The 23126-nt window shown below is 40.6% G+C and carries 14 protein-coding genes and 1 pseudogene; 6 read left to right on the top strand and 9 right to left on the bottom strand.

Annotated elements, in window-relative coordinates; all coding sequences use genetic code 11:
• Positions 1-2 precede the first annotated feature (2 nt).
• The 5 genes and pseudogenes from H6G97_RS12660 to H6G97_RS12680 all read right to left on the bottom strand — a co-directional run bounded on the left by H6G97_RS12660 (position 3) and on the right by H6G97_RS12680 (position 7220).
• A complete protein-coding gene (locus tag H6G97_RS12660) occupies positions 3-2306 on the bottom strand; it encodes a heavy metal translocating P-type ATPase (protein WP_190940954.1) in 2304 nt (767 codons plus the stop codon).
• 163 nt (positions 2307-2469) lie between these two features.
• The gene (locus H6G97_RS12665) at positions 2470-2667 is read right to left on the bottom strand and encodes a heavy-metal-associated domain-containing protein (protein WP_190940955.1); all 198 of its coding nucleotides are present in this window, start codon (positions 2665-2667) and stop codon (positions 2470-2472) included.
• Between the two features lie 1504 nt (positions 2668-4171).
• Positions 4172-5296, bottom strand: coding sequence for a hybrid sensor histidine kinase/response regulator (locus tag H6G97_RS12670; protein ID WP_190940956.1), 1125 nt, complete (start codon positions 5294-5296; stop codon positions 4172-4174).
• 35 nt (positions 5297-5331) lie between these two features.
• A complete protein-coding gene (locus tag H6G97_RS12675) occupies positions 5332-6663 on the bottom strand; it encodes an ATP-binding response regulator (protein ID WP_190940957.1) in 1332 nt (443 codons plus the stop codon).
• A 137-nt stretch (positions 6664-6800) separates the two neighbouring features.
• Positions 6801-7220: pseudogene (locus tag H6G97_RS12680) on the bottom strand (response regulator).
• A 1024-nt stretch (positions 7221-8244) separates the two neighbouring features.
• Between H6G97_RS12680 and H6G97_RS12685 the strand changes: the two are divergent.
• Positions 8245-8970, top strand: coding sequence for a response regulator transcription factor (locus H6G97_RS12685; protein WP_100898979.1), 726 nt, complete (start codon positions 8245-8247; stop codon positions 8968-8970).
• Positions 8971-9003: 33 nt separating this feature from the next.
• Here the strand turns inward: H6G97_RS12685 and H6G97_RS12690 are convergent, their stop codons facing one another.
• A complete protein-coding gene (locus tag H6G97_RS12690) occupies positions 9004-10368 on the bottom strand; it encodes a lipid-A-disaccharide synthase-related protein (RefSeq protein WP_190941006.1) in 1365 nt (454 codons plus the stop codon).
• 139 nt (positions 10369-10507) lie between these two features.
• Here H6G97_RS12690 and H6G97_RS12695 point away from each other — a divergent pair, with 139 nt between their 5' ends.
• The 3 genes from H6G97_RS12695 to H6G97_RS12705 all read left to right on the top strand — a co-directional run bounded on the left by H6G97_RS12695 (position 10508) and on the right by H6G97_RS12705 (position 17379).
• Complete coding sequence (locus H6G97_RS12695; protein ID WP_190940958.1) at positions 10508-12583, top strand: BamA/OMP85 family outer membrane protein; 2076 nt, start codon at positions 10508-10510, stop codon at positions 12581-12583.
• Positions 12584-12824: 241 nt separating this feature from the next.
• Positions 12825-15059 carry a hypothetical protein gene (locus H6G97_RS12700; protein ID WP_190940959.1) on the top strand — a complete coding sequence of 745 codons (2235 nt, stop codon included), beginning with the start codon at positions 12825-12827 and terminating at the stop codon, positions 15057-15059.
• A gap of 13 nt (positions 15060-15072) precedes the next feature.
• Complete coding sequence (locus H6G97_RS12705; RefSeq protein WP_190940960.1) at positions 15073-17379, top strand: COG1470 family protein; 2307 nt, start codon at positions 15073-15075, stop codon at positions 17377-17379.
• Positions 17380-17465: 86 nt separating this feature from the next.
• Here H6G97_RS12705 and H6G97_RS12710 read toward each other — a convergent pair whose 3' ends face one another.
• The 3 genes from H6G97_RS12710 to H6G97_RS12720 all read right to left on the bottom strand — a co-directional run bounded on the left by H6G97_RS12710 (position 17466) and on the right by H6G97_RS12720 (position 19458).
• Positions 17466-18254 (bottom strand): TauD/TfdA family dioxygenase, encoded by a 789-nt coding sequence (locus H6G97_RS12710; protein WP_338421681.1) that lies wholly within the window; start codon positions 18252-18254, stop codon positions 17466-17468.
• Between the two features lie 318 nt (positions 18255-18572).
• The gene (locus tag H6G97_RS54745) at positions 18573-18701 is read right to left on the bottom strand and encodes a HAMP domain-containing histidine kinase (protein ID WP_190940961.1); all 129 of its coding nucleotides are present in this window, start codon (positions 18699-18701) and stop codon (positions 18573-18575) included.
• Positions 18685-19458, bottom strand: a complete 774-nt coding sequence (locus H6G97_RS12720) for an MBL fold metallo-hydrolase (RefSeq protein ID WP_190940962.1) — start codon at positions 19456-19458, stop codon at positions 18685-18687. Before H6G97_RS12720 ends, H6G97_RS54745 begins: the two co-directional genes overlap by 17 nt.
• A gap of 379 nt (positions 19459-19837) precedes the next feature.
• Here H6G97_RS12720 and H6G97_RS12725 point away from each other — a divergent pair, with 379 nt between their 5' ends.
• Both H6G97_RS12725 and H6G97_RS12730 read left to right on the top strand, forming a co-directional pair.
• Positions 19838-21361 carry a site-2 protease family protein gene (locus tag H6G97_RS12725; protein WP_190941007.1) on the top strand — a complete coding sequence of 508 codons (1524 nt, stop codon included), beginning with the start codon at positions 19838-19840 and terminating at the stop codon, positions 21359-21361.
• A 314-nt stretch (positions 21362-21675) separates the two neighbouring features.
• Entirely contained in the window at positions 21676-22506 is an 831-nt protein-coding gene (locus tag H6G97_RS12730; RefSeq protein ID WP_190941008.1) for a dienelactone hydrolase family protein, read from the top strand.
• Positions 22507-23126 lie beyond the last annotated feature (620 nt).

Consider the following 23126-nt stretch of genomic DNA (forward strand, 5'->3'; position numbering starts at 1 on the left):
AATTATGAGATAGTTTTTGGTTGAAAGTTACGCAATCTGAGGGCATTGCTAACAACAGAGAGCGAAGAAAGAGCCATTGCACCTCCGGCGATAATTGGATTGAGTAACCAACCGAAGATAGGAAACAAAATTCCTGCCGCAATGGGAATACCAATAACGTTGTAAACAAAGGCAAAGAAGAGATTTTGCCTAATATTGTTGATGGTAGCGCGGCTAAGTTGAATTGCTGTGACGATTCCTTGCAAATCTCCAGAAATTAGGGTAATATCGCTAGCTGCGATCGCTACATCTGTTCCCGTACCAATAGCAATTCCCACATCAGCCTGTGCTAAGGCTGGCGCATCATTTATACCATCGCCTACCATTGCAACAATCTTGGATTTTGAATTTTTGATTTTTGATTTTGGATTGGGAAGTCTCTCTATCTCCCCTTGCAAAGATTGGATAATCGCTGCCTTTTGATCTGGACGCACTTCGGCAAAGATTCGCTGGATGCCAACTTGCTTTGCGATCGCTTCGGCAGTTTTACGATTGTCTCCGGTGAGCATTACTACTTCTAAACCTAGCTTCTGTAAAGCTTTTACTACTGCTGTTGAGGAAGGTTTGAGGGCATCGGCAATTCCCATTATCCCTTGTAGTTCGCCGTCTACAGCAATCAAAATAACTGTCTTACCAGCAGTTTCCCATGTATCTTTATACTGCTGGAGACTGATGGTATTGATTCCAAGTTCTGTTAACCAGCGTTGTGTACCAATTTGCACAAGCTGATTTGCAACAACTGCTTGCACACCACTACCTGCGTTAGCCACAAAGTTGTTTACATCCATTAAACTCACTTCTTGAGACTGGGCGTATTTTACAACCGCTTCTGCTAAAGGATGCTCAGAATTGCGTTCTACTGTTGCTGCTAACTGTAAAAGCTGGATTTCATTACCATTCGCTGTACCGTTTACAGTTACAAAGTCTGTAACCGTAGGTTTTCCCTGAGTCAAAGTGCCAGTTTTATCTAGAACAATGGTTTTAATTTTGTGTGCTAGTTCTAAGCTGTCCGCACTTTTAATTAAAATGCCATTTTCTGCACCTTTGCCTGTCCCCACCATTACAGATGTGGGAGTAGCTAAACCCAAAGCACAGGGACAAGCGATAATTAGTACACCCACCGTTGTCATTGTTGCGAGGGTGAGGTTGCCAGTGAAATTAAACCAAATAACGAAAGTGGCGATCGCAACAGCAATCACAGCTGGTACAAACCATCCTGTGACTTGATCTGCCAAGCGCTGAATTGGTGCTTTAGAACCTTGGGCTTGTTGCACTAGTTTGACAATTTGAGCCAAAAATGTATCATTTCCGACTCGTGTCACCCGAAACTGAAATGCACCCGCACCGTTAATCGTCGCCCCAATCACCTCATCTCCTGGCTGCTTTTTGACTGGCAAACTTTCACCCGTCACCATCGCTTCATCTACCGTCGAAGCGCCTGCAATTACTTCGCCATCTACCGGAATCTTTTCACCGGGACGCACCAAAATCACATCGTTGATTCTGACTTCGGCGATGGGAACATCAATTTCTTTACCATCACGCATAACTCTGGCATCTCTGGCTTGCAATCCAATGAGTTTGCGGATTGCTTCAGAAGTTTGTCCCCTAGCGCGATTTTCTAACAACCGCCCCAGCAAAATTAAGGTAATGACAATAGCGGCAACTTCGTAATAAATATGAGGTATCAAGCCTTGAGCAATAAAAAATTTCGGGAAAACAGTGACAAATAAAGAATATAGATATGCTGCACTTGTGCCCAAAGCAATCAGCGTGTCCATCGTTGCCGTATGGCGCTTGAGGGATTTCCAGCCATTTCGGTAAAAAGATCCACCACACCAGAACACGACAGGGGTTGTCAGCACTAACTGTACCCAAGAATTCTGAAGGAAACTTGGAATTAAGGGTAAGTTCAACCCAGTCATCATAGGCAACGATCCCACAACCAGGAAAATGCTGATTACACCTCCTACTAACACCTTGAAAGAGAGTTTACGTTGTAATGCTTGCTTATCGGCTTTTTCGGCATCATCTTCTTCAAAAAGCAATTCTTCAGAGACTGAGTAAGAAGAGTATCCCGCAGTAGCGATCGCACTTTGGATTTTCTCTAAATTGGCTAAAGAGCGATCATACTTGATGGCGGCTTGTTCTGCTCCAAAGTTAACGTTGCAGCCGCTTACCCCAGGAACAGAGCGAATTGCCTTTTCGATGTTGTTGGCGCAAGCGGCGCAACTCATGCCTCGAAGTTTGAGTGTGAGAGTATCCATAACTAGATGAACCCCTGTGATTGATGTGGGAGGATCTGAAAGTAATTCGTAATTAAATTATTTGGGGATTTAGACCCCAACAGGTAAATACCGCCAAGAAAGACAATTACCCGCGAGTGCTTCGCCAACAATTACGAATTACGAATTACGAATTACGAATTAGTTAGCAACTGGCTGGATAGCCAGCAGCAGCCAATGCTTCCTTAATTGCTGTTTCTGATGCTTGAGTTTCTACACTGACAAGCTTGGTTGTTGGATCAGCCTGAACGCTAGCATTGGCATCGACTGCTTGAAGTGCTTTGGTAATGGTGTTTGCACAAACTGAACAAGCCATGTTGGGAACTGTAAGTTGGAGAGTCATAGATTTACGAGATAGAGTGGAAAAGCTAGCCAAACTAAAGTGGATGACTAAGCGACATCCGTCAACAGTCAGAAATCTCTGGTTGAAAGTCGCCTTAAATTCATCCTAGACTCTCTAGCCGGCTAGAGAGTCTAGAGATTTTTAAAAGTTTTTAGCCAAACTTCAAATTTCTTTATAATCTTGGTTTAGCTGAGTAACCGTTGCCCATCAAAATACAACGTATTAACTTTAAGATTGATACAAATACCTTGGTAGTGGCGCACAGATGTCACTTAACGTGAAAGTCAGTCTAAAACAAGCCTGTAGAGATTATTTCTTACCTTGTTTATCTCGTTGCCGTCCTTGGGGCTGCCGCCTCCCCTGTTGGCAGAGCCGCCAAGAGCAGCATTTCCAGCCTCTGGGCTGGAAACGAGGAAAGGGATTTGGGCTTAAATTGACATCAATGCACAGCTTTGCTCCCTGTCGCCTTGCCTCTTCATTGACGTTTAAGGGATAGCTGCTAAAGAAAAAGCCCCTGGTGTTGACCAGGGGTATCCATCTTTATTCCCTTATTAAGAATCGCATCTGTGAAGCTATGGTCAATTCACAGTTATGCAATTAACGGATAAGATTGATGATTATTTTGCAATTAGCTAATTTAGATAAAAATTTACCCAGTTTAAAGAGGCAGGAGGCAAGAGGCAGAAGGGAATCCCCATAAATAAATTGAGGGGATTTAATAAGGATGCAATATTTCTTGTGCTTCGCATCTCGAAATATATATTTCCATATTTTTCATAAATAAATTTAAAGGCTTGTGACCCTTTTGGCACAGGGGAAATAGATTCATTCCTCCTGCCTGCCCTCTGCCTTTTTTGGTCATGGATAAGAGCAATGTCTATGATGGGCTACGCTAACGCTTTTTTGTCTTCGACTGATCAAAAAAAGGTTTAGCACTTAGCTAAACCTTTATATATTTAGTGTTTAAGCAGACATTCCAGATTAATTTAAACTTACTTTCATAAGAGTTCATCTTCCTATAGACTGTATCTAAATATCCTGAAGATTGATGTGGGATTACTTAATATCACTTGGTAAAAATATTAATTGCTTTATTTAAAAAAACATAAAGTTATACTTGCAAGTTATAGTATAAATTTCTATAAAAAAAGACCCTGGGTATTATTCCAGGGTGCATACACATTTTTCAGGCATTAACAGGCTAAATAATAACTTTAAAAAATAGTTATTTCTACTATCGCTAGAATGATACCAACAGTAATCTGTAAACTTTTTTAAACATAATAAAAAGAGAGTTAAACGTGAGAGAGTGGCGCTGTCTATGCTGCCAGCCAGTGAACGGATGTAATAAAAATACTGTCACGCCAGGGAGTATGTCAATTATGGCCATCTTCCACGAGGATGTGTACAAAATATATAAAACATTATTCTGGTTGATTCAACAAATTTACATTTGTCAAGATTAGCAGTCTAGGAGCAAAATATGAATGTGAAGGAAAATAACTTAAATATTTTTAGGTAGTTGCACCGTGAACAAACTACCTTTACCTAGTTCAGAGGTAACGTGAATAGTTCCTGCGTGCGCTTCTACAATCCGATGGGATAGATGCAGTCCTAAGCCACTACCTGAGCGTTTATTTCTACCTTGGCGAAATCGCTCGAAAATTGTTGCCTGATCTTCTGGCGCAATCCCATACCCTGTATCTTCTACCTCAATTGTTACTGTATCTGGATTTCCTGGATGAGGTGAGGTTTCAAAAATGCGGATTGTTATGCCTCCTGTATCTGTAAATTTAATAGCATTTGCAATCAGGTTGTTTAACACTCGCCGTAGTTCTAAGCGATCGCCCATAATAATCCCAGCGTTTTTACTCTGTGAGTCCAATTTACGGGTGTCTATTTCCAAAATCAACCCTTTTTCACCAGTTAGAGGACTGAGTTCGCTGACTACTTCTTGAGATATCTCACGTAAATCGCATTCCTCCCAATTCAAGGTTTTTTTACCTGCCTCGAAGCGATAGACTTCTAGGAGAGTGTTAACCATTTCCATCAAATTTTGGTTACTGCGAATCATGACTGCGATCGCCTGTTTCATTTCTGGCGAAATTTTGCAGAATGTTTCCATTTCAAACAAATTTAACATCCGATCTGAGGCTACCAAGGGAGTTCGCAAATCATGAGTGAGACGGGAAACAAAGTCTTCCCGTTGGCGGGCCATTTTTTGTTGTTCGTCTAGACTGTGCTTGAGACGTAGCAGCGATCGCACTCTTGCTAGTAGTTCATCAGTATCAAACGGTTTACGAATAAAATCGTCAGCACCAGCATCCAAACCTTCGACAACACTAGATTCATGAAAGGCAGTAATCAGCAGAATTGGAATATAAGAGATTGCAGGGTTATTCCGAATCCTACGTGTGACTTCATAACCATCGATCCCCGGCATCATCACATCTAACAGAATTAGATCGGGTGGAAATTCTTCAACTTGCTGCAAAGCCTTGAATCCATCTGGAACCAAATTAATTTCATACCCTTCACTTTCTAAAATTGCTTGAACCAAAATAAGATTATCTGGAACATCGTCAACTGCGAGAATACGATAGATTTTATTATTTTCATCTAAAGACATAATTTTTCAACGTTTCTCATTTTTTTAAAAGTAATTTATAGGAATCTAGGAGATCCTATTTGTTGTTGCCTAGCTTCAGAAGATGAATGATGGGGATTTTTAGCAGAGTAAAAAACCCCCTCGTCATCTAATCGCAAAGGCGGAGAATTATGTGCTTCGTCAGATAATGTAATTTGACGTGGCAACTCAATTTTAAATATTGAACCGATCCCCAATTTGCTCTCAAGAAAAATTTTGCCGCTCATCATTCGTACTAGCGAATCTATAATTGCTAAACCCAGACCAGTACCTGGATATTTGCGAGTGATAGTTTGATCGACTTGCCGAAATGCTTCAAAAATATTTTTAAAATCTCTAGGGGCTATGCCAATACCTGTATCCCGAACGATAATTACTATTTTATTCGCAGGTAGTTCCTTAACCTCCACCCAAATTTCACCAGACTCAGTGAACTTAATGGCGTTAGAGAGAAGATTAATTAAAATCTGTTTAATACGAACTGGATCATTAAATACCAAAGGATTTTGCAAATCAGTTTGCACTAACAATGAAAGATTTTTAGCCTTAGCAAGAGACCGCATTTCACCTACGGCAAGACTTATTACCTTTGATACATCAAATATTTCCGCCTTTAAGTCTAATCGCCCTGCCTCTAGCTTAGAAAAGTCAAGAACTTCATTGAGTAACATCAGCAAATGCTTGCCATTATTCAAGATGCGCTCAACCATATCTGTTTGCTGATGCGTTAGTTGACCAAACTTAGGACGCAATAATATTTGTGAAAAACCAATAATTGCATTCATTGGCGTTCTCAGTTCGTGGGACATAGTTGCTAAAAAAAGTGATTTTAGCCTTGATGCCTCCAATAACTTAAAGTTTTGCATTTGAATATGTTGCTGTTGTTTCTCCAATTCTTGGTTTTTCTGAATTAGTTGTTCATTACTTTCTCTAAGTTGCTGAGTTGCCAAAGCTGCCTGCATTTCAGCCTGATAAATCCGAATTGCACTCCGCAAAACCTGCACTAAGGTTTCTGGTGATATCCTAGACTTAGAGAGATAGTCTGTAGCGCCAGCTTTCAATAATTGGAGAGTATTTTCTTCATCTCCTCGATCAGTTAATACTACTAAAGGGACTTTAATTTCCGAAGAACGGAGCTGTTGAATCAAGGTTAGTCCCTCATTACCTGGTAAGGGATAGGCTAGGAAAACACAATGATATGCAGTAGTACTTAAGGCAGAAAACGCATCATTTCCATCGCCTACTTCAGACAGTTCTATCTGCACACCAGCTTTAGTTAGGGCAGAACGAATTGCTATCCTGTCTACTTCGTCATTGTCTACAACCAAAACTTTCAGCGTCTCTTCCATCGGTTTTTATTTTTGCCGCTAAACATAGGTTGATGTATAAAATTTCTGTTTTCAGATTATCTATCTAATTAAAGAATATAAGATTTTCGGACATCTAAAATCTGTAACTTTATTAACTAAGACATTTTGTATAATATCTAATATTTGTTGAGCGTTGTTATTATCTCAACAAACTTAAGGAAGGTCAAAGGCTTTAGAATATATTCAGTTAAATTTAAGTTATCAGCTTTCACTCGGTGCTGATCTTGATTTGATGTCGTCATTACGACGGTAGGAGTTGATCTCCAATGTGGGTCGGAATGTAATTTTTGGGGAAATTTGATACCGCCCAGTTTTGGTATATTCAAGTCCAGCAAAATCAAGTCTTGCTCGGCATTAACTTTCGGGATCTGTCGGTAATTTGGGTCTAGCATTGTTAGTGCTTCTAACCCATTACTTGCAAAAGGAGCCGGGTTACTAATATTAATTTTTTTGAATGCCTGCTTGACATTCATTACATAAACTTATTTGTCCTCCATTACCTCCATTAGTAGTATGTTAATCACTCTTTCGGACATTGCTTTGGGTTGAATTGAGTCTGTTGTATCCTCAATTTCGTTAATTTACCAGAGTTTGGGAATAGAACTCTTAGTAAATCACCAATAGCTTTCAAAAAATTAGCAATTAACAAACCGAAAACTATAATAATCTGAAAACAGCAGACAGAACTGAGTGTAAAATAAAATACTTTACCAACCTTAAACCAATTGTAAATGAGTCAATAACCGGCCGTCGTCAGCCATTGGTGAGAGTTACATACCATTCTCGTGTACCGTAAGCTTGAACAATTGTACCCATCAGATTGATGAGGCTAGTACAGCAAGGCGGAAGTCAGAAGTTAAAAGTCAAAAGTCAAAAAGCTTAAAAGACAGGCTTTTTAACGATTTGAAATAGTTGCTTTATTTACGCCGTGCTGTACTAGTTAAATAAAAAATTATTGTCTATACTCATTTTGTGAATCTGAAGTAATCCTACCTCTGAGGATTTCAACAACTTTCTTAGCGATCGCAGATTTCTACGTGTTTAAAAAACTACCAAAACCTAACCTTTGAGCAAGCTTACCTAAAAAGGTTGAATGAAAATTTAGACCAACAAACTCGCCGCAAAAAACGACTAATTGCTTTCCCGTTGGTGATTGCACCAAATTTTAACTTTCAATCCCCTGCCTTCAGGCATGAGGTACTAATTGCAAATTGCTCTGACTCTATGTAATTTTCCCATTTTTATAAGCTTTTTTAAATATTTTATACAAGATTACATTAATTAACTAATAGAACATAGCAACTCAAGGCTGAATTTTAAGCAAGTAAGAGAGCAATTTTGCATTTGTCTCAATATTTCATACTCTTTGTACAAGTATCCATATATCTCCAGCTAGATTTGTTCTCTATCAAAATATGAAAAAATAAAATACTTATTATTTCTATCGGTGGATGCAGAGTGGTTGAAATATCATCTATCTTTGGTTTGGGAAAATAAAATATAGCACGTACAAAAAGTAATACTTTGAAAGATGCAAACAGCATAATAGCGAGTGTAGCGATGAGTGAAATTAGCATTATTTTAATTGAAGATCATGATTTAACGCGAATGGGGCTAAGAGCAGCACTACAGGCTCACAGCGCATTAAAAGTAATTGGCGAAGCAGCAAATGCTACCCAAGGATTAAAACTTTTAGAAACGGCAAAGCCAGATGTAGCTGTTGTGGATATCGGTTTGCCTGACATGGATGGTATTGAACTCACCCGGAAATTTAAACGCCACCAAGCGGAAACTGGGCAGACAGGAACAAAGATTCTCATCCTCACAATGGATCATACAGAGGATGCTGTACTCGCAGCTTTCGCAGCGGGTGCTGATTCTTATTACATGAAAGAAACAAGTATCAGTAAATTAACTGACGCGATCCAAGCGACTCACGGCGGTAACTCTTGGATTGATCCGGCGATCGCCAATGTGGTATTGCGAAAGATGCGCCAAGGTATTCCTGGAGAAAGCCAAGGTTCTGATAAAACGCCGAAGACTGTAAAAATTGAGGCGCTGGCATCAGAATACGAGCAAGTTCTAGAAACATACCCCCTGACTCAACGGGAATTGGAAATCCTAGAGTTGATTGTAGCTGGGTGTAGCAATGGGCAAATTGCCGAGAAACTCTACATTACAGTTGGTACTGTGAAAACCCACGTTCGCAATATTCTAAATAAACTGTGTGCCGATGATCGTACCCAAGCTGCTGTGAGGGCCTTACGTTCTGGGTTGGTAGCATAAGGGAGTAAGGACTAGGGACTAATACCCAATACTTTAAGCCAATCGTTCTAGTAAACATTCTGCAATACGTAGTGCGGCTCCCGGTTTACCCATACGTCGTAGACCATTCTCGGCAATAATTTGCAAAATATCAGGATCTTTGAATAGAGATTGTACAACTTTCGCTACTTCTGCTGGTTGGTCAACTAAAATCAACGATGAGCCTAAATGACGACTTTGAGCTTCGGCAAAGGCAGGATTATATTGCGGCCCATTACCGGGAATTGCGATCGCAGGTTTTCCCAAACCGATAAACTGTTCTGTGGCTGTACCTGCCATTGCGATCGCTAAATCTCCCAAATGCAAGCAATCATTATATGCTTGTTGTGTCAGTAAGAGGTATGCGTTTCTTTGTTTAAATGTCAATATATTTGGGTCAGAAATTTTGATAGGAGATGCTGACTCAGTGCGCCAGCCTTGAGATTGGACACTTTGGGATAGAATATTAGAGTCTAAACCAGGAGCGATCGCACCTAAAAGTACTACTGTTTTAGAAGTATAAAAGATCGAATTTCGCTCTTGGAAACTTGCCATCAATGCAGATACGGCAATCATAATTGTTTCCCAGTTATTATATGCCTCTGGCGGACGAGAACCAGGAAGAAGAGTAAGCACAAAAGGCCGCACAGTCTCTTGCTGTTGAGCATCCTGACTATAAAATTGTTGCCGTGAAAAGGTCGGTTCTAGACCATCCATCATCGGATTACCCAAATTAAAAGCTGGAATTGGCCATTGTTTTAATATTTCAGCCGTTAGCGCATCTCTAGGAAACACCGCTTTACAACGGCGACGGCTCATTAACCAACGTTCCCAAGGATGATAAACTGAACCAGAGAAGTTTTCCCAACGCGCATCTTTGGATTTCCGTGGTAATAATCCAGCTTCATCGCGCACATAATATTCAGATTTTGCCGTACCGACAAAAGCATAGTTAGCGCCACTAAAAGTTGCAAACAACAGTGGCACAATATCTCCCACAGCTAAAATTGCTCTTTTATTACCTAATTTTTTTTGAGAATTCACCCAACGACGGACAGCTTTAATCTGGCTGAGTGTAAGTTGCAATAAACCACCGCGTACATCGCGCACTAATTGGCGGTTATCCATATAAATAAAGCCACCAGAAGGCATTGTGCGGACTGAACCGATAACGGGGATATCCAACTGTTGGTAAGCGCGTCCTTCACCCACCAGAGGTAAAGCAAATATCTCTGGTGGGTTTGATTGTCGTTGGAGTTCTTGCAAAATCCGAACAGCAATCATATCTTCTCCATGACCATTACTTAATACAAGTAACCGCAAAGGAGAAGTTGCACCTTGAAAGTTAGAAGCTTGGGATAACCGCGATACATTACTCATAAGAAACAAAATCTCAAAATTAACTGTCTGTTTGGGTAAGAGGTATAAATAGGGAAATCGGCGAAGAAGCTGGAAGTTAGTATTATCGCTATTCACTAGCCTCTCTACAACTAATTCCCAGTTAATTAGGTTAAATATTATGCGAGTTTCTGCTACTGCAATTTTGACTTTAGCTACTTTAGCTGCTGGCAATGTCACTCAGCAAGCTACGGCTGCATCTGCTAAAACCGTTACTCCAACTGCAAAAGTTGGTAATTTGGTAGTGCCGATAATTGAAGACACTCCCGCACGAGTAGAAACAATTGCTTCTCCAGAAACTATAGTTGCACAACAATTTTCTCAAAATCCCGTCGCCGTGCAAACAGGTACAACAAAAAATTCCCCAGTAGTCTTAAAGTCAGCAAAAGAGTTAATTTCCCAAGTTATCCTCCCTGTTTCCCCTGCTCCCCTTTCGCCATCCCCCAAAACCCCTGCTACTGAAAACGATTTAGTACTCACAGCTACAGATGTACAGATAGTGGGAGCCAATCAAGAATTGCAGCAAATTATTCGCCAGGTAATTAAAACTCAGGCTGGTGGAGAAACCAGCCAAAGCCAGCTACAAAAAGATGTAACTGCAATTTTGGATACAGGTTTATTTAGCAATGTCAGTGTGAATAGCCGCAGCACACCTGCTGGATTGAATGTAGTATACCAAGTGCAACCGACGATTGTGCAATCGCTGCAATTATCTGGTGCTAAAGTACTTACTTACCAGATAGCTCAACAACGTTTACAATCTCAGATTGGAACCACCATCAGTCCGGCTGGACTCCAGCAAGCAGTAGCACAGATTAACAAGTGGTACGCCGACAATGGTTATAACTTGGCGCGGGTGTTATCAATTAAACCCAGTCGTGAAGGCATCCTGACTGTAAATGTCGCTGAAGGTTTGGTGGGTAATATCAAATTTCGCTTTTTCAACGATGAGGGAAAAACTGTTGATAGTCAAGGTAATCCCGTCGGAGGACGCACCAAACCAGATTTCCTACAACAGCAACTTAAACTAAAACCCGGTCAAATCTTCCAAGAAAATGTAGTTAAACAAGATATACAACAGCTATATCGTACTGGTTTATTTGAAAGTGTGAATGTCGCTTTAGAAGGGGATGCGACAAAACTAGATTTAGTCTACCAACTCAAAGAAACTGGGGCGCGTGGTGTTAACGTGGGTGGTAGTTACAATGCCGATCAGGGATTAACAGGCACAATCAGCTATCAAGATCAGAATGTCGGCGGTGTTAATGATACTTTAGGTGTGAATGTCGGTGTAAGTAGCCGAGACTTGCAATTTAATAGCAAATTTATCAGTCCTTATCGGACAACTAACCCCGATCGCTTGGGCTACACTGTAAATGGTTTTCGTAGTCAGGAACTTTCGGAAACCTTTGATGACAAGATTAAGCTAACTAACGGCGACAAAGTGCGAGAAGGTCAAATTGGCGGTGGTGTCAGCTTACAGCGACCAATTGATGACTGGAATACCTCATTAGGATTAAACTATACCCGAATTAGTATTCGCGATCGCCAAGGTAATATTACCTCAACCGATGCTCAGGGCAATCCCCTATCTGCGAGTGGAACTGGCATTGATGACCTAACTACCGTATCCTTCACCGCCACCAAAGACCAACGAGATAATCCCCTCAATCCAACTCAAGGTTCCGTTTTGAGTCTGAGTACAGAACAATCTGTGCCTATCGGTGAAGGTAATATTTCTCTTAATCGCCTGAAAGCCAATTACAGCCAATATTTGCCAGTCCAATTATTTAACACTAAACAGCCACAAGTATTTGCGGTGAATCTGCAAGCTGGTACCGTCCTTGGTAATTTACCGCCCTACGAAACCTTTAACTTGGGTGGTTCCAATTCAGTACGCGGTTACGATTCTGGAGACGTTGGGAGTGGGCGCAGTTATGTGTTGGCTTCGGCAGAATATCGTTTTCCTGTCTTACCAATCGTTGGCGGTGTTTTGTTTGCCGACTTTGCTTCCGACTTAGGTTCTGGTGATACTGTATTAGGAGATCCGGCGGGTGTGCGAGATAAACCAGGTTATGGTTTTGGTTATGGGGCTGGAGTGCGATTAAATTCCCCACTAGGCTTAATTCGGGCTGACTATGGCATTAATGATCAGGGAGAAAGCAAAGTACATCTAGGTAGTGGTCAGCGATTTTAATTTATCCAGAAATTAAATATGCGTTATCCAGAACCCTTGTAGAGACGTAGCAGTGCTACGTCTCTACATTAGCGATCGCCTCTGAAAATGACTTTTATAAGTTGACCGATTTGTTACACCACATTTAATGATATATAGATTTTGACAATCAAAGCAAAAGAATTATGGTCACGTTTTCGTAGACATTAATTTTTTAATAGTGCTAGTCGTGCAAAATATAAAAAATATTATAAGTAATAGTATGGAAAAAAGTGTTATAAATGCCAGTCTTTCTACCCAGAATCTAACCTTTCGTCCAGGTGATACCCCTGTATCATTTGAGGTAACTGTCAATAATGACAGCGATCGCTTTGTCAATTTTCAGATAGAAATTACCGCCGCCGGAGAAACCAGAAACACAGGCTACCACTGGTATAGACTTGAACCAGAGGTTGCAGCAGCCAAGCCTCCAGGCAGTAGTACCATATTCCAAGTTTTTGTATTTAATACACCCATTCCGGGATTTGTCGGTACTGTCAACCTGATAGTAAATATTTTTTCACCGCAATTAGCACAACAGTGCAGACTTGTGCTACGCCTGAAAATCGAGCGAGACAATAGACCAACACATTTAAGTGTAGAATTGCCTGTGCGAGAGTTCCAAGTTTATCCCCGTAATTCTGTGGATATACCAGTACGGGTGCGGAACTTGGGGCAACAACCGACTGATGTGGTGCTACGTTTTACAGGTGTTAATCCTTCTTGGATAACTAGCAGTGCAGAACGCCGATTATCTTTAGATCCGGGTGGTTTAGCAGAAGCCACATTTCAATGCCAACCTCCTTCTGTAGTGCAAGCGCCGAGTCAAAACTACCCTTTTATTATTGAAGCTGTTAGCAATAACGGTTATCCAACTAATGCTGAAGGTAACATTGAAGTTTTACCTGTGGGTTTTATAGACTTTAACACCACCCAAAAACACCTTAAAATTCCCAGTAAATCGGCATGGTTGCCTGACTGGAAATCTGATACAGCTTCCTTTGAATTACTATTTAAAAATGCTAGCAACCTCAATCAGCAAATTAATGTGCAGGTGCAGGGTAGAGACTGGCGAAAATGCAGTTTTAAAAAGCTGCCCGAAACTGCTAATCTCCATTTAGGAGAGACAAGTAAGGTCATCCTTGATGTTAAAACAAAACGCCCTTGGATAGGAATCGGCAAAACTCTATTGCTGGAGGCTAAATCTGAATTATCCGACCAACGTTTAGGGAGTACAGACCCAGCCACGCAGACATTAGAAGTGGAAACTCTGCCAATTATACCTCTATGGCTACAATTGGCTGCGATCGCACTGTTAGCCGCACTCCTAGCATTATTACTGAGGCCAAGCAATGTAATGCATACACGTTCTGTTAAATCAGTACGTTTTAGTGGCATTGGTTTATCTGTGGTTAGTGGCTCAGATGATTGCACCTTAAGGCTTTGGCGAATCGGTACTGATAGCTTAGATCCAGATGACACAGTAAAATATTCTGGGCAGCCTATTGCTTGTGAACAACAGCAACAGCCCAAAGGCTTGATGGCGATTAACGATGACGCTGTAGAAGTCTTACGCTTCATGCCATTACAAAATAATCGTGTTGCTGTTGGTCTAGATAATGGTGTAATTGAACTCAGAGATGTGCCATCAGGTGTAAAAATTAGCGAACTTCAAGACCTTAAAGATCCTAAAGCAAAAGGCGATCGCGTTTTTGATTTAGCTTTCACCTCAAACTCACTTAACTTATTCAGTGGCTATGGCAGTGGTAAAGTGAGATTATGGTCAAGATCGGCGCCTAACAGCGATTTTCTGCCAGAACCGCAAGTTATCGACGTACAAAGTACATTAAAATTATCAGGTTTCCAAGTCCGGGCATTAAATCTCAGCCCAGATGCGAAAACTCTAGTAATTGCTGGAAACTTTAAGCGTTTCATCTTGTGGCAGTGGAATCCAAATCAATCTGATAAACAATTGCCAGGTTTATCAGTGCAAAATCTAGAAAAACTAGACCCATTAGTTGGACGTGAAGACTATATTTGGGGATTAGCTTTTGTTCCTAACTCAACAGGAAAAATCCTCGCAACTTCCGATTCTGCGGGCTTCATTACGATTTGGGATTTAAATCAGTGTCAAACTATCAAAAATTCCAATCCACTCGAAAAAGTAAATGAACTTAATTGTTCACCAATAGACCGTTGGTCAGCATCAAAAACATCTGTGCGAACTCTAGCATTTAGTGACGATGGTAGTCTCTTAGTAAGTGGTGGCGATGATGGACGAGTGGTGGTTTGGTACTTAACTCCCGAACATCAACTCGACAAAACAAAGGCAGCAGAAGGTAAAACAATTTACCAAAGTTCTAAAAAAATCAATAGTATCGACTTGAAAACCAATCAGGGAACCATGATTGTGAGTGGTGGTGAAGATTTTCAGGTCAAACTACACCGCATCAAATAAGGAAGTCGATGATATGCAAGCTAAATTTAATCCACTACAAGTTATTATTAACCCACCTGGAATTCAATTTGGGATGCCAGGAGATACCATTGAACTTTACGTTGTCGTGATCAATCAGGGAGATCAGAGTGCAGTTATTGATTTATATTTTGTTTTTGACGAAGTATTTCAAAACTTAACTGGTTGGTCTAGTTCTCCTAGAGAAAGTTTAGCATTAGCTCCAGGGCAAAATAGTGACGAAGTAAGATTTGAATTTCAAATTGCCGCAAATGCTCTACCCGGAACTTATGACTATACACTAATCGTAGATTCTCCTCTACATTATCCCCAAGACACTCCCATAACCTTTCCCAACCAAATTAAGGTTCTTCTAAAAGAACAGACAGCAATTCGGCTGAACGACCCGACATTTTCCATTAGACCTAACACCAACCCCAACAAACCGCTAATTTTCAATTCTGGTGAACCTCTGCAAGTGGAGGTAATAGTTGATAATCGCTCTTATCTGGTAGATAGGTTCCGCTTGAGTTGCCCAGATTTAGACGATGACTGGTTCACAATTAATTATCCTACAACTGGATTTGAGGGGCTAGGATTGGTGTCTGAAGTGACTGCGCTAGAACTAAATCCTGGTACTCAGGGTCAAATATTGTTGAAATTTCACCCACCTGGAGATACCCTCGCGGGAAGCTATTCTCCGACAATCCGCTTGTATTCGGAAAACTCTCCAGACTTCGTATTATTGGATTTGGTATACATTCAAATTCCGGCAAATTATCACCTAGATATAGAACTTAATACCATTTTGGGACAAGTTAGCCGTAGTCTGGGCAAGTACGAATTATCACTACTTAATCGGGGCAATATTGTCCGCCAACTAATATTAAACTTAAAAAGTCGAGACGAAGAAGAACTATATACTTATAAGTTTGATCCAACTGAAGTCAGATTATTACCTAATAGAGGTGCTGTTAGCAGTTTGACAGTCAAACCTAGACCTTGGTGGCGACGACCGTGGTTTGGTGCAGGGCTAGTGGTAAACTTTCAAACCGATATCAAAGACCAACAAAATTTGCCTTTACCTAACACATTGCCTCAAGGAACTTTGGTATGGAAACCCCGCCCTTGGTGGCAATTTGTTCTGTTAATTTTAGCAATTTTAGGGTTATTGGGAGGAATAGGATTTATCATTTGGCGAATTTTAAACCCCGAACCTTTAAGATTAGAAAATTTTAGCGCAAATAACTCTCAAATAACTGAAGGTGATGAGGTTGCTTTGAAGTGGGACATTCACCACTATAAACAGTTACAAAAGTTGGTTCTAACGGCCAAAGGTTCGCAACCTGTTCAGCCGATTACCTACGAGTTTAACAATGGCATTCCTGAACCACTGGGCAAAGGAAGTGCTAATGAAATACCTCCTTGTCAGGTGCAAGAGAAAGAAGAGTTAATTTGTAGCAATGTTAAAACGGGAGTGAAAACAAAAGGGAATTATACTTTTGAGTTACAAGCCTTTTATAAAAATGGGATACAGTTATTTTCTCGAACTAATCAAGTAGCAAAGCAAATAACCCAAGTAGAAATAGTTGAGAAACAAATTGCCGAAGTTATTAATTTCCAAGCTGATAAACCACAGTATATAAAAGGTCAAAATATTCTTTTAAGTTGGTCAATTGTACGCCCATTATTGCTAGCACAAGTTCAAATTGCTGGTAGTGCAGATGATGGTACATCATACAGTGAACCAATTACTTATAAATTTAACCAAGGTAATATTACTGACCCGAAACTTCAAAAGCTGTGTACACAACAAAATCAACAACTGCAATGTAGAAATATTGCTCTGCTAGCAACTAAAGCCGGAAACTTCGCGTTTGAAATAAAAGCTTTTCCTAACAATGGAAGTAGCAAAATTAGTTCTAAAAAAACTGAATCAAAGATTGGAATATTACCGAAACCATTTAAGATAGTCTCTTTTACAATCAACGGTAGTGAGCAACCAAATCTTGTTCTTAACGAAGGAGAATCTGCTACTTTGAGTTGGAGAGTAGAGGGAGAAAATATTCAGGTGAAACTTCTGCCATACGGCAATGATGTTAAGCCAGTTGACTCAATCAAGCTTCCAGTTAATCAAGCCTTCCCACCTCAAATTGGACTGCAAGTAAATGATATATCTGGTAAACAACAACCCCAGCAAAGAGGATTTGCAATTACAGTCATCAAAAAAGTAGTGCCTACTCCTATACCTAGCGCTAACCCACTTGCACCTACTCTTCCACCTAGCAATAACCCATTTAAAACTCCTTTACCTCAGAGGTAAATTTTTGGGCGAAGTGAAACCCAACAAATGCCCGAAAATGTTGGGTTTCTGTGATTCAAATAAATGAAAACTGCTGTAATAAAATATCAGAATGAAAAAGCTGGAGAACATAGCCTGATATAAATATCTCTTTGATCATCAGCAAAAGACCTTCTACCATGAAGTATCCTTGTATTATCAATCATTAAAATATCGCTTTTTTGCCATGAAATTTCCGTGGTGATTTTTTCAGCAATTTCATTAAGTTCAGAGACAACCTCTTCAGGAATTTCGGAATCATCCTCAAAATTAAGAATCTTTGGACTTAACTGCTTTGTGGGCAATAGGCTATTAATAAATACCTGATATTTTCCACATCTGCTAGGTATAATAGCTGGACAAATATATTCAAGTAGAATCGATTGATCATCATTTACTGTTAAATGTGTGTTATTTTTGCGACACATTTCTTCTAACTGATTCAAATCATCCGTTTGGTATTTTTTCTGCCAGTCTTCTTGAGATATCCGAACAGTAAACTTTAACTTTTTTTTGCTGAATAAATCTTTGGTTGAACTACTAATTTCATTAAAAAATTGTCTGCCATCACATACCGTAGTTTCACCATCTTGTAATGGTGGATTAGCACAGAAAAACCACAGCATAAGGGGGAGATTCTGCTGATAATACATTTCTCCGTGCAACTTAATCTCAGACTTAAAATCATTGACGCTTAAAAGAGTATCATCTCCATTAATTACCCTTCTACTGAATGCACCACCAGCATAATTTATAAAATCGCTACTCAAGAGATTGGTAAATTCTTTAAAAATATCAACATCAACATCAAATCCTCTAAAAAGTAAGATTCCATTAGCCTTAAACAGGCTAATAATTTATTCTTTATTTAATTCTAAAATACTCGTATTATCAAGATTATTAATTTCTTGAACTATGCCATTTGATATAGAGTGTATATTTGTTTTCATATAAATTAATTAATCTTTGCGGAAATTTGAACTGACTGTTGGCGTTAACTATAGCATGTGTTACATCCATCAGCGTAGGCGTAGCCCGTCGTAGACATCGCAAGACTAAATTTTGTAAAATTATAAAATTAAAAGTGTTATTACAGGAATAAAATCTCTTTGAGAAAACTATGTGACAAAGTTAACCCTCATTCATCCTATAACTAACAACTGTAATTTTCTAGCTTATGCCGATAACGGGAACTGAATCACAAATTCAGTTCCTTTGCCAAGTTGAGAATTCACTGCGATCGCTCCGCCATGTTTTTCTACAATAATTGGGAACAAAAGGAAAAACTTATTGAAAGTTCTCACTCGAATCACCTTGCCCCCCTGCCCCTAAAGAGGTCTGTATCGGCAGCAAAGCTGATAAATCCAGAGAGGCGAGGTGTTGATAAGCTTGATCGATAAATCGCTTGCCTCTGAGAAAGCCTGTATTCGCCCCAGGACAAATATACTGAAGAGTTTCTGGTGTAAAACGTTCTAATAATAATCGCAGACTTTGAATTTGCCTTGGCCAGTGAAAAGTTTTAGCTGTCCGTAATGGTACTAGTTTTCCCTGCTGGTTAGGGAGTAAATGGCGACCAGAAAATAATATCCCTCCAAGTTCACTGTAGTAGAGGCAAGATGAGCCGGGAGAATGGCCTGGTGTCCAAATCACTTGCGTTACAGCATCGATACTAAATTCTTGCCTAAAGGTAGTTACGGTTAAGCCTGGTAATAAATAAGCTTCTTGCTCTTGAATCAGCACTTCGCTGTCAAAGGTTTGCTGAAATTCAACAGTCTTGCCAATCGCGCCTCGATGGGTGATAAATAACCAACGCACGCCTCCATGCGTCCCTAAAAAATCTTGATTTGTTTGGTCTAGGGCTGGGCAATCTATGAGGATATTGCCTTCATTTCTTACAATAAGATAAGAGGTTCCCCCTAATGTGTCCCGATTGGGTGGAAAGGCAAAAATTCTCTCTTGTGCGAAGTCCGATTGCAGAGAACCTCCGCGAGAAACTTCGTCAGGAAAGACAGCCCGTGGTGGCTTAGTTGTATGACTTGGCTGTTGAGGTAAACGGTGCATAATCAAAGAACCGAAACTGAGGAGTTGTGGACAATCTGGTTACAGTGGAGAAATTCTCAAGAGTTGAAACTTGAACGTTAACCAGCACTGTTAACCGTTGTGATTCAGGAGGCAGGAGTTACCCACATTTAAAAGTGTGGGGCTTAGACTGTGAAAGGTTGTATCTGGCAGCGCTTGACGCTCAATACAATTTTCCTTTCTTTTTAAACTGGGTTTTATACCGTGAACTAAAGTTTTCATTCATAATTCTTCCCTCCTGTCTCCTGCCTTTTGCCTTTTGCCTTCTCTTATAAAATTGGGATTTGAGGTCTGCCTTGTAGTTAATGCTATGGTGCTGAAGCTACTGGTGCAGCGTTCTGTCAAAATTACTGAAGATAACATGGCATTTTGGTTTCTGTTTATCCTCCTGCTGGGGCTAGCTACTTATCTAATGGTGCAGCGCAGCGTCGCTCACATCACCCGAACACCAGTATGGTTGTTGTGGCTGGTTTTAATGACACCAGCATTTCTGTTGAGTGGATGGACGCTAATCTACGGGGCAAAACAACCTCCGCCACCAGGATTGATTCTCTGGTCGATATTTCTCTGTACACTTTTCTACTGGACATTGTTTCACTGGGGGCGTCAAGTACCAAGAAATATACAGACCGACGAAGCTCAAGCCCAAGCCTCAGAATCACAACCGACTATCCAGCCTACCCCAGAACCAATAGTGCGTCCCATTGAGCCAACAGAAGAAACCCTACTACGAAATTGTTTTCCTTGGTCTGTTTACTACGTTCAAAATATTGAGTATCGACCCCAATCTGTAATTTGCCGTGGTCAGTTGCGAACTCAAGCCAGCAACGCTTACCAGCAGATTAAAACTAATATTGAAGCACAATTTGGCGATCGCTTCCTGCTGATCTTTCAAGAAGGTTTCAATGGCAAACCTTTCTTTGTCCTGGTTCCCAACACTCAAGCTGCTAAACAGACAGATACACCACGACGCAATCAGGAACGCTTGACTCGTCCAGGATTAGCACTTCTGCTGCTAGCAGCTACTTTGCTAACTACTACCTTGGTGGGAGTGGAAATTGCTGGTGTTTCTCTGCCACCTATCTGGAAAATTGGCTCTTTGTTCAAAGTTCTATCTGATCCAGATGTCCTATTCAAGGGATTGCCTTATGCCTTAGGACTGATGACTATTTTGGGAATTCATGAACTTGGGCATTACTTGACAGCAAAGTTTTACCATATTCGCTCGACGTTGCCTTACTTTATTCCTGTGCCTTTCTTTTTGGGAACTTTTGGTGCATTTATTCAGATGCGTAGTCCTATTCCTAACCGCAAAGCTTTATTTGATATTAGTATCGCTGGGCCAATTGCAGGCTTTGTTGTTACCTTGCCATTACTAATATGGGGCTTGGCTCATTCTGATGTGGTTTCCATCACTGAAAAAACCCGAATTTTGAATCCTGATGCCCTCGATCCCAAGTATTCAATTTTATTGGCGTTACTTTCGAAGTTAGCTTTGGGAAGTCAATTAACGGCAAAATCAGCCCTTGATCTGCACCCGTTGGCTGTAGCAGGTTTTCTCGGATTAATTGTTACAGCATTAAATTTAATGCCTGTGGGACAACTAGATGGAGGTCACATTATCCATGCGATGTTTGGACAACGAACTGCGCTTCTAATTGGTCAAATTGCTCGTTTGTTATTGCTATTACTAGCTTTAATTCGGGAAGAATTTTTAGTGTGGGCAATTATTTTATTATTTATGCCGTTGATTGATGAGCCTGCACTGAATGATGTTAGTGAATTAGATAACAAACGTGACGTTTGGGGATTACTGGCAATGGCCTTGTTGATTGTAATTATTTTGCCATTACCGCAAGCGATCGCTAACTTTTTGCAAATTTAAAAAGTATGGTTGAAGAAGAATTCAAAAGTCAGAATTCAAGAGTCAGAATCAAGATGCTCTCTACGAGGCAAGGATATCCGCCAGTCATAAAGAATTCATGGCTTTATTCGCACTCTTGACTCCTGAATTCTGTTTCGGATAAATTTTAATTTCTGCTTATATTTTGCTCGCGATCGCTCTTTGTCTACAGACGAAAACTGAGGTAGCAAACGCAGCCAGTATTGCAGTAAACTGATTGGCAAACCGTAGTATTCGCATTATAGTACTGTACGGATAAGCAACAATCAAGTTTTCGCCAATTCAAGGTAGAGATGATGAAAGAAATAACACGCCGCAAATTTATTGCAACTGCCACCTTGGCAACGGGTTTTGCCCTAGCGGTGCAACCCATTTCTGCCCAAGTCATCGCCACCGATGCTAAGGGGTTAGTAGCTGGTGCGGTGAAAATTCCCGTTAAAGATGGCGAAATTCCTGCCTACAGAGCAGCACCTGCTACTGGTAAAAATTTCCCTATAGTTCTGGTAATTCAGGAAATATTTGGTGTACATGAGCATATTCAGGATGTCGCTCGTCGTTTTGCTCAACTAGGGTATTTAGCGATCGCACCGGAATTATTTGTGCGTCAAGGCGATGTCTCGAAGTTAACCAGTGTAGACGACATTCGTCCAATTGTCGCCAAAGTCCCAGATGCTCAAGTCTTATCTGATCTTGATGCTACGGTAGCCTGGGCGGTGAAATCAGCTAAGGGCAATGCCGACAAATTGGCAATTACAGGCTTCTGCTGGGGCGGGCGCATTACCTGGTTATACGCAGCACACAATCCCCAAGTGAAGGCAGGTGTAGCGTGGTATGGGCGACTCGTAGGCGAGGCTAACGAACTTCAGCCCAAGTATCCCGTCGATATTGCATCATCCTTAAAAGCCCCCGTCCTCGGACTTTATGGCGGGAAGGATACGGGTATTCCCCTTGATACAGTAGAACAGATGCGCGCTCGCCTCAAGGAAAGCAGGAGCAAATCTGAAATCATCGTCTACCCCGATGCTCCCCATGCATTTTTTGCTGATTATCGCCCCTCCTACCGCGAGGAAGATGCTAAGGACGGTTGGAAACGTCTTTTGGCGTGGTTTAAGGAGAATGGCGTGTAAGTCTGCCGAATATAGAAAAGCCTCCTGTACCGGGAGGCTTAAAGGTTAGTGGCGATCGCTATATCTCCCAGGAGTTTTAGTAATCGTGAGTGAATTTTATGAGTTAGGGGATGATGTAGAGTTAGGTCTTAACCAAGATAGAAAGTCATTAACTAGCCAAGTTAAAAGTGAAACAATCACTCCAAGTAGCCCAAGCTTGGGTTTGAAAAAGATAAGGATTTTGTTGAAATGAGCGTCTAACACATCACCAGATAGCACCATGCATTAGGTTAAAGCCGTAATAAACTCTACTTCATCTGTCAAAATTTAAACGCTAGCAACAAATGTTCTTCCATATATAAGAAAGGCTTAAGTATTTCTTGCAAATGTATAATCAGTTGCAGCAATTGCTTAATACTTTGCAACAAATGCTCTTCCATGTATAAGAAAGGCTTAAGTATTTCTTGCAAATGTATAATCAGTTGCAGCAATTGCTTAATGCTTTGCAACTATTACTCTTCCATGTATAAGAAACGTTTAAATCATTGCAACAATTGTTGTAATGAACTTATGAGGGCACAGCATTGCTGTGCCCCTACGAGTGGACTGTATTCCATACAATTACGAATTCAAGTCTCTAC

It is taken from the genome of Nostoc flagelliforme FACHB-838, assembly GCF_014698065.1.
Taxonomy (GTDB): domain Bacteria; phylum Cyanobacteriota; class Cyanobacteriia; order Cyanobacteriales; family Nostocaceae; genus Nostoc; species Nostoc flagelliforme_B.

Coding starts and splice junctions, on each gene's coding strand:
- H6G97_RS12720 (WP_190940962.1), bottom strand. CDS start 19,458: ATGCACCGTTTACCTCAACAGCCAAGTCATACAACTAAGCCACCACGG.
- H6G97_RS12665 (WP_190940955.1), bottom strand. CDS start 2,667: ATGACTCTCCAACTTACAGTTCCCAACATGGCTTGTTCAGTTTGTGCA.
- H6G97_RS12705 (WP_190940960.1), top strand. CDS start 15,073: ATGCAAGCTAAATTTAATCCACTACAAGTTATTATTAACCCACCTGGA.
- H6G97_RS12690 (WP_190941006.1), bottom strand. CDS start 10,368: ATGAGTAATGTATCGCGGTTATCCCAAGCTTCTAACTTTCAAGGTGCA.
- H6G97_RS12695 (WP_190940958.1), top strand. CDS start 10,508: ATGCGAGTTTCTGCTACTGCAATTTTGACTTTAGCTACTTTAGCTGCT.
- H6G97_RS12725 (WP_190941007.1), top strand. CDS start 19,838: ATGGCATTTTGGTTTCTGTTTATCCTCCTGCTGGGGCTAGCTACTTAT.
- H6G97_RS12660 (WP_190940954.1), bottom strand. CDS start 2,306: ATGGATACTCTCACACTCAAACTTCGAGGCATGAGTTGCGCCGCTTGC.
- H6G97_RS12675 (WP_190940957.1), bottom strand. CDS start 6,663: ATGGAAGAGACGCTGAAAGTTTTGGTTGTAGACAATGACGAAGTAGAC.
- H6G97_RS12685 (WP_100898979.1), top strand. CDS start 8,245: ATGAGTGAAATTAGCATTATTTTAATTGAAGATCATGATTTAACGCGA.
- H6G97_RS12670 (WP_190940956.1), bottom strand. CDS start 5,296: ATGTCTTTAGATGAAAATAATAAAATCTATCGTATTCTCGCAGTTGAC.
- H6G97_RS12730 (WP_190941008.1), top strand. CDS start 21,676: ATGAAAGAAATAACACGCCGCAAATTTATTGCAACTGCCACCTTGGCA.
- H6G97_RS12700 (WP_190940959.1), top strand. CDS start 12,825: ATGGAAAAAAGTGTTATAAATGCCAGTCTTTCTACCCAGAATCTAACC.